Here is a 12,694-nt window from a genome sequence, read left to right as displayed (position 1 = left end):
AACACCAAGTGAAATAGCATATTTCTTGGCTCTTTCATAGTCGGTAAGCACTGCAGATTCTATCGAACCGTATTTGATTATAGCCTCTCTATGTGTAAGCCTTTGCCATGGTGGAGTGAGGTCTATCTGTTTGCCTTCAAGCTCGAATATGAGTTTACCGAAGACCTTCATCGCCACGGTTGTGATAAGTTCCTCCGTGAGATCCATAAGGTCGTTGTAGTCTGCATATGCCATGTAAAATTCAAGCATAGTGAATTCAGGATTGTGTTTTGTTGAGATTCCTTCATTCCTGAAGTTGCGGTTGATTTCATATACCCTTTCAAAACCTCCAACGAGAAGACGCTTGAGATAAAGTTCAGGAGCTATTCGAAGGTAAATGTCCATATTTAGTGCGTTGTGATGGGTGACGAAAGGTCTTGCAGTTGCTCCTCCAGGGATAGTCTGCATCATTGGTGTTTCTACTTCAATGAATCCCCTCGAGTCAAAGAATTCCCTTATAGCCTTTATTATAGTGATCCTTTTAATGAAGGTATCCCTTACGGATGGATGCACAATAAGGTCAACATACCTCTGGCGGTAGCGCTGTTCTATGTCCGTTAGTCCATGCCACTTCTCTGGAAGAGGCCTAAGCGATTTACAGAGGAGGACATAATCCTCAATCTCTACAGTTAACTCGTTAGTCTTTGTTCTGAAGAGTCTTCCTCTTACACCTATAAAGTCGCCTATATCGAGCTTTTTGAGGAGTCCATACCTCTCATTTCCAAGAATATCCTTCCTGAGGTATATTTGTATTTTCCCCGAGCCATCCTGAATGTGGGCAAATGTGGCTTTTCCGAAGTCTCTCAACGCTACAATCCTTCCGGCAACTACAACCTCTACTTTTTCTTTCTCCAGGTCATCATGGCTGTGTTCGTTATACTGGTTTAAGAGTCCTTTTGATGAGTGCTTGACCTCGAATCTGCTACCGTATGGGTCAATGCCCGCATCTTTTAATGCTTTTAGCTTTTTAAGCCTCTGCTCGATGAGCTCGTTTATTTCCTCTAACATGTAAATTCCTCTTAAATCTTTAATTACAATACAAATAATATAACAAGGAATGCCCCAAAAATCAAAGATTTTTTGGAGATTCAAGCCTCTTTACAATTCTTGTTTATATGACCTATAATTGCTTATCATTGGATTGGGGAATTATATGTTATTAAAGAGCAAAGTAATCCTTAGTTTTTCCATAAGTTTTTTAATCAGCGCCATTTTAGGCGTATCAGTATATATTGGGTTTAATAATATTAAAAAAGAGCTCAGGTTTCTTGAACTTTCTGATACAATGAGAAGTAAATCCCTTCAGTTAAAGAGGCACGAAAAGAACCTTTTTCTTTATGGAGATTTTAAAGAAGCAGATAATGTCTACACCTATATATCAGAACTCAAAGGACTTATCAAGGAGAACAGTCCAAATTATAAGAATGTCCCGGAATTAGCCCAATTGGATCATAAGCTCGATGAATATTTGGAGAAATTCAGTAGGATTATGAAGGCAACCACTTTTTTTCAGAATGATTTAAAGAGGTTAAAAAATCAAAATGCTCAATATTCCTATGTATTCACTTTTATCGGTTCAACCTTTCTGGATCATCCACTTGAAAGTGCTGAATTGCTCCAAAGATTTCTAACCACAGGGCAGAATGAAAGGGTCAAGATCCTTAATAAGATAAAATCAGATACAGATTCGCTTAGAAAAATTGGAGAAGAAATTTTAACTGTATCTAAGGAACTTGATAAATCAGTAAGGGAAAGGGCCGAGAACATAATCAGTATTGCAAGTAGAACCATTTTTATTCTTCTGCCCTTATCCTTTCTTACAGGAGTTATAAGTTTATTTGTTATCTCTCAAGGTGTTGTAATGAGATTAAAGAGTTTAATGAAGACAGTTGAAAAAATAAGTACAGGGGATTTTTCTCCTTTCCCCATTTCTCCAAAACAGCATGATGAAGTAACCGCACTCATAACATTATTCAATAATATGGCAGTAGACCTGAAGAATAGAGAAATCCGACTTATAGAAAAAGAAAAGGAACTATATCAAAGCAAAAAATTAGCGGTTGTAGGTACTCTCGTATCGGGCATTGCTCATGAACTGAATAATCCACTTAATAACATCTATATCGCTGCCCAGATACTCTCTAAAGAAATCAAAGATGAGCATCCTGAGGTTATAAAGGATACTGTTCGGGATATTTTAAGTCAGGCATTAAGGGTTAAAGGTTTAGTTACTAACCTCCTTGATTTCACCAGAGAAAAGGAACCTGAATTCAGGGATGTTAACCTGAACCAGATTATAAACCATGCCTTTCAACAGTTAGCAAAGGTTTCTGATCTATCAAAAATAAATTTTTTGTTATCTTCTGATAAGCCTGAGGTGATCATTAGTGCAGACTATACTCAGTTAGAGCGCGTCTTTTTTAATCTTTTCAATAATGCTATTGATGCTATGAAGGATGGTGGCAATTTGAACATAAAAATTCTTTCGGAAGATGGTACTGTTTCAGTAGAAGTTGCTGATACAGGTAACGGTATGTCAAAGGAAATACTTGAAAGTATATTTGAACCCTTTTTTACAACTAAAGAGAAGGGGACAGGTTTAGGGTTGTCTATAGTTTATAATGTTGTGAAGAGACATGGTGGCACTATAAGTGTTAAAAGTGAAGAGGGTAAGGGTAGCACATTTACAATAACATTACCGAGGACACATGGCTCTTAAGATCCTTATAGCAGAAGACGAAGAAATAACCCTGAAACACCTGAGCTATGCATTAAAACAGGAAGGATATACTGTTGCTGGTGAAAACGATGGTCTTAAGGCATGGGATAGGATTGAAAAAGAAGATTTTGACATACTGATAGGCGACATAAAAATGCCAGGCCTTAATGGGATTGCCCTCCTTGAGAAAGTAAAAGACAAATACCCTAACATTGAAGTAATAATGATTACAGGCTTCGGCAGCATAGGCTCTGCTGTGGAGGCAATGAAAAAGGGGGCGACTGATTATATAACAAAGCCATTCAATCTCGATGAGCTGATTTTCAGGATTAATAAGATTAAAGAGAAAAAAGGCTTACAGAGGGAGAATGTAGCCCTTAAGGTTTCCCTAGGCCTTGATAAAGACTTACCTTTCATCGTAAAAAGTAAACGGATGAAGGGTGTGGTGGATGCGATCAAGAACCTCATCAACTCAGACTGTAATGTATTGCTTACAGGTGAAACCGGAACGGGTAAAGGGCTTGTAGCAAGGCTGATTCACTATACTGGCCTGAGAAAAGACAGGCCATTCATAGGAATAAACTGTGCGGTCTTTACAGAGGAGCTTCTGGCAAGTGAGCTCTTTGGTCATGAGAAAGGAGCCTTTACAGGGGCAATCACTCTAAAACAAGGGCTGGTGGAGATAGCCCACACAGGCACCTTGTTCCTTGATGAGATTGCTGAAATGTCTCCGAATCTACAGGCAAAATTGCTCAAGGTTATTGAAGAAGGCGAATTTTTCAGGGTAGGGGGAACGAAATCTATTAAGGTAAATGTCAGATTCATTGCCTCCACAAATCAGAATATCAAATACCTTGTGGAAAAGGGAAGGTTCAGGAAGGATTTATATTATAGGCTGAATGTGATGGAGATTTATATACCACCCCTCAGGGAAAGGAAAGAGGATATAGTTTCCCTCAGTAAGTTCTTTTTAGAGAAGCACGCCCGGAAAGCCAACAAAAGGATTGAAGGATTTACAAAGGAAGCCTTGGATATCCTTATGTCTTACAGTTTCCCTGGAAATGTCAGGGAATTGGAGAATATAATTGAACGGGCTGTAATTCTGGAGAAGACATCCAGAATCAGGCCCGAAAGTCTCCCACAGGCCATAAGATTGTTCCAAATTGAAACAATAGATCCAGGAAGAATTAAGACAATTGATGAACTCAACAGGGACTATGCAGAGAAGATACTTGAGCTTGCAGATGGGAATAAATCAAGAGCTGCAGAACTTCTCGGCATATCAAGAACAAGTCTCTGGCGAATTTTTAAGAAATAGCAATCCTGCCAAAACAACTTATTGTTCACCTCTGTTCAATTTTGAAACAATAGTTTGCTCTCCTCATATTTAATTTTCCTTTATATTTCAAATATTTATTTTCTGGCATCCTTTTTGATATTCCAATTGCTGGAAGACTAAAGAGTTTCGGGAGATGAGAGAAAAACTCTTATTCGTAACAAGAGGGGATGAAAGTTATGATGATGGCTTCTCTTATGTTATTGAACTGGCAAAGACCCTTGATGCAGGAATAAATATTTTGATGATTTATGAGAAGCGTATGTTTGAGACATTTGAGGATGATATGGCTGCCGTGGCTTTTGCAGAGGTAGGAGAGTTTAAAACAGCAAGGGAGATACTCGACGAGCGGCAGCAAAGGATAAAAAGAGATGCTGAGAAAAAAATTACTGAATTAACCATGAAGTATCAGGGGTATTCGGTAGAGATTAGTTATCAAGTAGGTGTGGGGGATATAGTTTCCAACACAAGGGATATTATCGAAAAAAAACCGACCATTGATCTGGTCTTATTGAGCCCTAATCTGATTAATAAAAGTGTCATTAACGTTAAGAAACTATTTAGAAACATATCAAGACCTATTGTAACCATGTCAAGGTCTACAAAAGGCTGAGTAATGTCATGCTGAACTTGTTTCAGCATGACATAGACCCTGAAATAAACTCAGAGTGACAATGATTATGATAAAGAAGGGAAGTTTCGAAGATGTTCTTATATTTACCAGTAGCTTTAACCAGTATTAATAGCCTGATACCTGTTGGGATTGGTCTTTCCGTAGGCTTACTGTCAGGTCTATTTGGGGTTGGAGGGGGGTGGATAATAACGCCCTTTCTCATGATGGTTGGTATTTCCCCCACAGTGGCTGCCGCCACAGGAGCAACTCAGATGGTGGCAGCCTCTGCGTCAGGCGCATACGCCCACTGGAAACTGGGGAATGTTGATATCAAGATGGGTATTTATCTGGTGATAGGTAGCTTTCTGGGAGGAATGCTTGGAGTAGAGGCCATAAAGATTCTTATGGCGCTCGGCAATGCAGACTTTGTTATAAGGATGACCTATGTATTGATGCTTGGCATAGTTGGCACATATATGTTCATTGAAAGCCTGAGCAGCATGATGAAAAAGAAATCAGAGGAGGTTAAGATTGAAAAGGAATCTAAAATGGCAAAATTTCTTAAATCTCTACCCCTACAGACCCATTTTAAAGAATCAGGCGTTACCCATTCTGTCCCTGCTATTATTTTACTAGGAAGCCTTGTAGGGATCCTTGCAGCAATAATGGGTGTTGGTGGAGGGTTCATCATGGTTCCTATGATGCTTTATCTCCTGAGGATGCCAATGCATGTTGTGGTGGGGACCAGTCTGTTCCAGATACTCTTAACCTGTATTGAGGTCACATTCCTCCAGGCATATACCAATCATACTGTGGATTTTATCCTTGCGGTAATTTTATCGCTTGGTGCAACAATAGGCGCCCAGATTGGGACGGCCTTTGGCAGGAAATTAAAAGCCGACCAGCTCAAGATTCTTCTTGCAGGGTTGGTACTTGCGGTGGCTGTAAAAATGATTTTTGAACTTACATTAAGCCCATCCATACTCTTAGAACAGGCAGGAGGACACTGATATGGAGACAGTCAGGAGTCAGGAGTCACTAAAGAGATGTCGAAACAAGTTCGGCATGACAGTGTTGGCGTCAGAAGTAAAAGGGCTGAAGGCTTAAGGCTGAAGGCTATTTTGTCTTTTATCGTCTGTTTTCTGTTCGGGTTGATAATAACCGAAACCATGGCATCTGCAGAACTCACAGTAAAGATAAACCATGACCACATAAAGGTAGACTTTTTTTATCATGGTGATAAAATTGGTATAAGTGGAGTCTCAGATTCAATTGGAGATCTGATTGTCAAAATAACCTCTCCTGAAGGGCATCAGGCTTTAAGGAAAAAAGGAAAAGTGGCAGGGCTTTTATGGATGAATGTGGGAGAACTAAAATTTGAGCGAACTCCTACATTATATTTCCTTCACAGCACAAGGAAATTAGAGGATATTTTAAGTCAGGATGAGATGGATAAATATGTGATTGGCTATCCTGCACTGAAGAGACATGTAGAAATAACGCCTATTGCAAATGAAGATGAAAAAATGAAGTGGTTTAATGAACTTGTGAAGTATAAAGAATCTTCAAGGCTATATTCTACATCTTCTGGAAAAATCTCAATAAGTTCGAAAAGTGGAAGACGACAATATCTTATCGATCTAAATTGGCCCTATCAGGCCCCTCCTGGTGATTATACAGTTACTGTATATTCTGTTAAAGATAACAAGGTAGTTGAGAAAGCAGAGGCAAAGATACTTGTGGAACAGGTTAATATCGTAAAGGCACTTGCCGATATGGCAAAGGATAAGGGTGCCTTTTATGGAATGATAGCTATAATCATAGCGCTGGCTGCAGGCTTTGGTGTTGGTATAATATTCAGGAAAGGTAGAGGTTCACACTGAGGAGAATAATATGTATAAAACAATCCTTGTAGCCTTTGACGATTCAGAATTCAGCAAGGCAGCACTTATCGAGGCATCGAACTGGATAAAAAGACATGGTGGGAAGGTGATAATTGTTCATGCTGTTTATTTTGATCCGGAGGAATTTGGAATTGCCCCTGTCCAATTGGAAAAGCGCCTAAAGATAGGTAAACAGATGTGTCATCAGGCAAAGGAAATGTTAAGTTCTGAGTTTGGTATAGATGTGGAAACTCTGGTCTGCGAAGGTGAACCGCCTGAAATTATAGTGGATATTGCACGAGAAAAGAATGCAGACCTTATTGCGATGGGAACTTATGGCAGAAAAGGCTTAAAGAGATTGATAATGGGCAGTGTTACATCAGGTGTTATTGTTAATTCTCCATGTGATGTTCTGGTGGTGAAAAAACCTTGCATTGAATGTTCGGGTGAATATAAATCTATTTTAGTACCTTTTGATAGCTCAGAGTTTAGCAAAAGGACGCTTGATCGTACCTGTCAGCTATCGAAAATAGATGGTTCAGACATAACAGCCCTATATGTAATTCCTCAGTATGAAGAAATGATAGAGTTCTTTAAAACAGAATCAATAAAGAAAATCCTTTTCCGTGAGGCACAAAAAATCATAGATGAGGCAAAGGAGATCGCTTCAGTAAGAGGTGTATCCATAAAAACAGAAATAGAAGATGGGCATACAGGCGAAAAGATTATAGAGACCGTTAAAAGACTAAAAAATGATCTGATAGTCATTGGGACATACGGATGGAAGGGTGTTAACAAAGCAGTTATGGGAAGTACTGTAGAAAGGGTGATTATGAATGCCCCTTGCCCCGTGCTTGTGATTAGGTCATAAAACAACATCCTTAGGTGTTTTTCTTATATTCCTTTCCTTGAATACCTCATAAAACATTTCTATTGAGATTCCAAGTGAAATTTTCTAATATAGCTTTTGTGTTTTTTATTAAAGGATAAAGTCTAAGGTTAGAATTATGCTTGAGAAAGAGTCACATGTAAAAGGAATAATAAAATCCCTTGGTCTTGTTTTTGGCGACATCGGAACAAGTCCTATATATACCCTTACCGTTATATTTCTCCTCACGAAGCCTAAAGAAGACAATATAATAGGCATCCTTTCCCTTATCGTCTGGACACTGGTAATACTTGTGACAATAGAATATGCATGGCTTGCCATGAGCCTCGGTAAAAGAGGAGAAGGAGGCACAATTGTCCTCAAAGAATTGCTTGTTCCTCTACTTAAATCAGGTAGACAGGTAGCATTCGTTACACTCCTTTCCTTCATTGGTATATCCCTTATAATTGGTGATGGTGTGATTACCCCTGCCATAAGCATACTCAGCGCTGTTGAGGGTTCGCTCCTGATACCTGGATTTGAAGGGACAAAACAGGAAACCATCATTCTTATTGCAGGTATAATTGCAATAGTCTTATTTGCATTTCAGAAAAATGGGACCGAAAGAGTTGCAGGGGCATTTGGACCTTTGATGCTTTTGTGGTTTTTGTCACTGACAATTTCAGGTATTGTGTCGATACTTCATGTTCCATCCGTATTAAAGGCTGTAAATCCATACTATGCCTTTAAATTCCTTTCAGAAAACGGTATTACAGGATTTTTTGTTCTTTCAGAGGTCATTCTCTGTGCTACTGGTGGAGAGGCATTATACGCTGATATGGGACATTTAGGACAGAAGCCCATTGTCCGGGCATGGTATTTTGTATTTTCTGCACTTTTATTAAATTACTTAGGACAGGGGGCATATGTTATTCAGCATCCTGATGCGAAGAATGTACTTTTTGAGATGATTTTTTATCAGGCACAAATCCTTTATATCCCATTTCTCACCCTCTGCATTATTGCCACAATTATAGCATCTCAGGCGATGATCAGCGCTATGTTCTCCATAGTCTATCAGGGAATAATAACCCGTGTTATGCCCATGTTTAAGATTGACTATACATCCCCGGAACTCAGGTCACAGATATACATAGGTTTTGTTAACTGGTTTCTTCTCATCTCTGTTTTGTTTATCATGTTTGAATTCAAGGAATCCCATCGCCTTGCTGCTGCCTACGGGCTTGCAGTTACAGGGACAATGGCCTTAACAGGTATAATGATGACAGGGATATTTTATCTTAAAGGCAAAATATTTAAAGCCATTATCTCATTGTTTGTTACCTTTGTTGATATAACATTCCTCCTTTCAAACAGTTACAAGATTCCCCATGGTGGCTACTGGTCAATCATTATAGCATTGATTCCATTGAGCATAATTATTCTCTATACCTCCGGTCAGAAAAGGCTATACAAGTCACTTAAGCCTATGGATCTAAATGTATTCCTCGAAAGATATATTCATATATATAAGGGTATGAATAAAATCAGAGGAACTGCCCTTTTCTTTATAAGGGATATAAAGAAGATTCCTCCATATATTGTTCGCACTATGTTTATAAACAATATCATTTATGAGGATACTATTGTTGTTTCTATGGTCATACGCCCTGATCCATTTGGAGTTACGGGCTTTTTTAAGGAAGACCTTGCAGATGGTTTGAGGACATTTGAGATACAGATGGGATACATGGAGGTAGTTGATGTGGAAGAGATATTAAGAGAGGCGGGGATAGACGAAAAGGCAATATTTTATGGTCTTGAGGATATAGTAGCGAGAAATATAATATGGAAGATATTCTCAATATTCAAGAGATTGACACCTGCATTTGTTCAATTTTATAAACTACCGTCCCACAAGCTTCATGGAGTTATTACGCGGGTTGAGATATGAAGGGATTTCCTTCACATCCTGAAGTTCCATTCATCTTTAGAGTATTTCTCTCTCACAAGTATTTCTGCACATTCCAGTTCATAGGGTGTGAGATTCTGGTGTTCCAGTTTTATTCCAAAAGACTCTTCGATACCCTTAATAAATGATGGTCTTATACTCTTAATATCTTTAGCAGTCTCAATGCTGATTGCGGTCATCTGCCTTGAAGGTTTTTCTTCTGCAGGGAAGATTAAACAGTAGAGAGCAAGGTCAAGGTCGATAAGTATTGATCCCTGTTGTAAAAATACCCCGTTTGATCTCTTCTGGGCACTTCCGATTATTTTTCTGCCCTTAACCGTTATTTCATAGGGAGCGGTGGCGCTGAAACAGGCTGGTGATCGCTTCCTTTGAATCCGTTTCTCTGATATCTCCGCATCTATACCGAGGTTTCTCAATCCTTTTAGCAAGCCGTGGCTGATTACCCTATAGGTTTCCATCAGCCCTTTTGAAAAGAGGGGGCTGTCTGTTTTTGAAGATATGCTGTAAGTCAGTTCTATCTTGTGAAGAACTGCTTTTCCTCCTGTTGGGCGTCGAACAACCGGGATGCCGAGACTCAAACATGCATCTGTATTTATTTCTCTTTCTGTCTTCTGGAAATAGCCTATAGAGAGGGATGGACTGCTCCATCCATAGAATCTCAGGGTAGGAGGTGAAATACCTGATTCCACCGCCTTCATTATCGCTTCATCGATCGCCATATTCATGTATGCATCCAGAGGGCCTGTATCAATAAATCTCCATGTCTTCATAATGCCTATTTTAACTAAATTAAAAGTTTACTTTCAATATAGAAGAAAATTAGGAAGTGGAGCCAATTTTGTGATTGAAGAAGACTCCAAATTGCACAAGATCTTATGCAGAAATCCAAGATCTTGTGCAAATCCTTTAAAAGGACTCTCCTGTTACCTTATCATTATTATGTCTAATTATCTTTTAAAAACAAACAGTTATCAAATAAGATAGACAATTCCAGCTTTTTGGCACCATTCTTGCCTCTCTTTAAAAACAAAAGACTGGAGATTCATTAATGAGGTATAATTATATAAAGGTTTCTCTGGTGCTGATAGTTTTTATTCTAACTTTACCGTCTACTGCAAAAGCAGATGTGTGTGCCTATGAATGTGGTAATGTGCCGATTATGGATTGTGATCGAGTAACAATTGGCTGTACAGATTTTAAGATTTTGAAGGGATATGCCTTTTATTACTGTATATATCGTGACCCTGGGTATATTTTAGTTTTATACAAGCGTCCTGTTGATACTTCTTGGCTTGTTCTGGATTGGGGATATCAGGATACATCTGCAGGGAGAGAATTTATGTATAACAGAATGATACAGGTTGCAAAGGATACTGCGCACTGGTGGTGTCCTGGGGTTGAGGAATGTATCAAATCAATTAGTTTACCATTGCAAATTGTAAGTAATACTGCTAACGTGTGGTGTCCTTCTGTTGTGCCAATTCCCTGCACCCCTTTAACAGCAATGATTACTGATATGAGTCAGGGAGGAACCTGGCGTCGCGAGCAATTGGATGAGGCTTTCTGGAAAGATGGTAGAATAAAAACCATAGGAGAGAGGGGGTGTGCCTTAACAGCAGTTGCGATGCTCCTTGGAGGATATGGGGTTAAGACACCTGAAGGAGGGGATGTAAACCCAGAGAATCTGAACACATGGTTAAATAATAATAAGGGATTTTATAAGGGTGGTGACATAGATTGGAAGGCTATAAATACATATACCACCAAGATAAGATTTACTAAGTTTATAGGAACTTATAAGTACAATTTTAAAGAGGATAAACCCTTACCTACCACAATGCTTAATAATTATCTGGATAAATGTATCCCTGTAATTGTCCTTGTGGCGCGTATAAATGAAAGAGGAGAGAGAAGTGGGCATTGGGTTCTGGTTACAGAGAGGCAAGGTGACAGGTATATAATTAAAGACCCTGCTATATCTGGTCCTGTTGTAACAACAACCCTGTCAGATTATGGGAACAAGATATATGCGATAAGGGTATACGAGGAGAAGAAATGAAAAGGATTGCAGCTATTTTATTCTTTTTCTCTATAGTTTTTGGTATCTACCAGTGTGAGAACGCTTATGGGGTGGAGCCCTATGGTGGTATAGGGATACATACATCTGGTCATGTCCATTTCATTGTTACAGACCCACAAGGTAGGAGAACGGGTTATAATCCCATCTTAGATAAGGGTTTCGATGAGGACCCAGAGGCATCTTATAGTGATATAAGCCATGGTGATGATGAGACTGGTAGACCTCCTGAAGAGACGAGTGTTGAATTTGGTACCAATCCAGGTTACGCTCTGGATGGCATCTATAAGATTCAGGTGATAGGGATGAAACTTGGAACTTATTCTCTGTCGGTATCTCTTGAGCAGAGAGACCCGCATTCCCGTGAATTAATAAGTTTAGAAGGCGTTTCCGATTATGGTAGCACCTCAAGCTTTGAGATAACATTTAACAACACCCCTGGACAGCCCCTTGGTGTTATTAGAACTGCTACAATAAACAGTACAAAGATAGATGTTGAGACATCATATAGGGTAGGATGGATAACGAACAAGGGAATAATGCAGAGCCTTCTTGCAAAGCTTGATGCAGCAGAGCAATCAATAGCAAGAGGACAAAAGAAGACCGCAGCAAATCAACTGAATGCCTTTATAAATGAGGTAAAGGCACAGAGTACCGTCCACATAAAACCAGAGTGTTCAGAGATGCTTATTGAGGATGCAGAATACATCCTTGGGCATCTATAAATTCTCTTTCCGGACAGTCCTCAGACGTGCATCTCGATATAATGGTTTACTACTAACCTAATTGAGTAGGAAGTAGCAAATCTTTTCTCGCCACGACTTCGTCAGATTGCCATGTATTGATAGTGGGGATAAAATGTGATACATTACTCCAATATTAAACGATAAACTAGGATGATGTTTTTAAAACAAAAACATTACGCAGAATATCTGCCGCTGGCAGTTCCGTTAACCTTTTTTATTGCTATTATTATTACATATAAAGATTACGGGATAACATGGGACGAGCCTGTACAAATGCAATATGGTATTTATGCGCTTGATTATTTTCTGTCAGGCTTGTCAAGTATCAGCTTTATTCCCCACCCCGGTATCAGATTTATTCCCCACTTTTTCCAGGTTAAATTATAAAACTCGTCCTGAAGCTTTGTCCATAATTATCACAAAATAATTTCACCCCCTTCT

General features: G+C 39.1%; 11 protein-coding genes. 9 read left to right on the top strand and 2 right to left on the bottom strand.

Annotated elements, in window-relative coordinates; translation table 11 throughout:
• Positions 1-1,047, bottom strand: a 1,047-nt coding sequence (gene lysS / locus AB1488_08670) for a lysine--tRNA ligase (protein ID MEW6410163.1), incomplete at its 3' end; no start/stop codon positions are given.
• A gap of 145 nt (positions 1,048-1,192) precedes the next feature.
• Here lysS and AB1488_08665 point away from each other — a divergent pair.
• From AB1488_08665 to AB1488_08635, 7 genes are all read left to right on the top strand, one after another.
• On the top strand, positions 1,193-2,758 hold the full coding sequence (locus AB1488_08665) for a HAMP domain-containing sensor histidine kinase (GenBank protein MEW6410162.1): 1,566 nt from the start codon (positions 1,193-1,195) through the stop codon (positions 2,756-2,758).
• A complete protein-coding gene (locus AB1488_08660) occupies positions 2,748-4,076 on the top strand; it encodes a sigma-54 dependent transcriptional regulator (GenBank protein ID MEW6410161.1) in 1,329 nt (442 codons plus the stop codon). The genes AB1488_08665 and AB1488_08660 overlap by 11 nt, the downstream gene beginning before the upstream one ends.
• A 154-nt stretch (positions 4,077-4,230) precedes the next feature.
• Entirely contained in the window at positions 4,231-4,707 is a 477-nt protein-coding gene (locus AB1488_08655; GenBank protein ID MEW6410160.1) for a hypothetical protein, read from the top strand.
• A gap of 92 nt (positions 4,708-4,799) precedes the next feature.
• A complete protein-coding gene (locus AB1488_08650; GenBank protein ID MEW6410159.1) occupies positions 4,800-5,717 on the top strand; it encodes a sulfite exporter TauE/SafE family protein in 918 nt (305 codons plus the stop codon).
• Positions 5,718-5,753: 36 nt separating this feature from the next.
• Entirely contained in the window at positions 5,754-6,590 is an 837-nt protein-coding gene (locus tag AB1488_08645; protein ID MEW6410158.1) for a TIGR02186 family protein, read from the top strand.
• 10 nt (positions 6,591-6,600) lie between these two features.
• A complete protein-coding gene (locus AB1488_08640) occupies positions 6,601-7,461 on the top strand; it encodes a universal stress protein (protein MEW6410157.1) in 861 nt (286 codons plus the stop codon).
• A 136-nt stretch (positions 7,462-7,597) separates the two neighbouring features.
• Positions 7,598-9,412, top strand: coding sequence for a KUP/HAK/KT family potassium transporter (locus tag AB1488_08635; GenBank protein ID MEW6410156.1), 1,815 nt, complete (start codon positions 7,598-7,600; stop codon positions 9,410-9,412).
• Positions 9,413-9,423: 11 nt separating this feature from the next.
• Here the strand turns inward: AB1488_08635 and AB1488_08630 are convergent, their stop codons facing one another.
• Positions 9,424-10,200, bottom strand: a complete 777-nt coding sequence (locus tag AB1488_08630) for a biotin/lipoate A/B protein ligase family protein (protein MEW6410155.1) — start codon at positions 10,198-10,200, stop codon at positions 9,424-9,426.
• Positions 10,201-10,478: 278 nt separating this feature from the next.
• Between AB1488_08630 and AB1488_08625 the strand changes: the two genes are divergently transcribed.
• The gene (locus AB1488_08625) at positions 10,479-11,489 is read left to right on the top strand and encodes a C39 family peptidase (GenBank protein ID MEW6410154.1); all 1,011 of its coding nucleotides are present in this window, start codon (positions 10,479-10,481) and stop codon (positions 11,487-11,489) included.
• Positions 11,486-12,232 carry a hypothetical protein gene (locus tag AB1488_08620; GenBank protein ID MEW6410153.1) on the top strand — a complete coding sequence of 249 codons (747 nt, stop codon included), beginning with the start codon at positions 11,486-11,488 and terminating at the stop codon, positions 12,230-12,232. The genes AB1488_08625 and AB1488_08620 overlap by 4 nt, the downstream gene beginning before the upstream one ends.
• Positions 12,233-12,694 lie beyond the last annotated feature (462 nt).

The sequence above is a fragment of the Nitrospirota bacterium genome (assembly GCA_040756155.1).
Classification (GTDB): domain Bacteria; phylum Nitrospirota; class Thermodesulfovibrionia; order JACRGW01; family JBFLZU01; genus JBFLZU01.
This window is presented reverse-complemented; position numbering and strand designations above follow the sequence as displayed.

Excerpts from the sequence above, each read along its gene's own strand:
- AB1488_08665 (MEW6410162.1), top strand. The coding sequence starts at position 1,193 with ATGTTATTAAAGAGCAAAGTAATCCTTAGTTTTTCCATAAGTTTTTTA.
- AB1488_08660 (MEW6410161.1), top strand. The coding sequence starts at position 2,748 with ATGGCTCTTAAGATCCTTATAGCAGAAGACGAAGAAATAACCCTGAAA.
- AB1488_08655 (MEW6410160.1), top strand. The coding sequence starts at position 4,231 with ATGAGAGAAAAACTCTTATTCGTAACAAGAGGGGATGAAAGTTATGAT.
- AB1488_08650 (MEW6410159.1), top strand. The coding sequence starts at position 4,800 with ATGTTCTTATATTTACCAGTAGCTTTAACCAGTATTAATAGCCTGATA.
- AB1488_08645 (MEW6410158.1), top strand. The coding sequence starts at position 5,754 with ATGTCGAAACAAGTTCGGCATGACAGTGTTGGCGTCAGAAGTAAAAGG.
- AB1488_08640 (MEW6410157.1), top strand. The coding sequence starts at position 6,601 with ATGTATAAAACAATCCTTGTAGCCTTTGACGATTCAGAATTCAGCAAG.
- AB1488_08635 (MEW6410156.1), top strand. The coding sequence starts at position 7,598 with ATGCTTGAGAAAGAGTCACATGTAAAAGGAATAATAAAATCCCTTGGT.
- AB1488_08630 (MEW6410155.1), bottom strand. The coding sequence starts at position 10,200 with ATGAAGACATGGAGATTTATTGATACAGGCCCTCTGGATGCATACATG.
- AB1488_08625 (MEW6410154.1), top strand. The coding sequence starts at position 10,479 with ATGAGGTATAATTATATAAAGGTTTCTCTGGTGCTGATAGTTTTTATT.
- AB1488_08620 (MEW6410153.1), top strand. The coding sequence starts at position 11,486 with ATGAAAAGGATTGCAGCTATTTTATTCTTTTTCTCTATAGTTTTTGGT.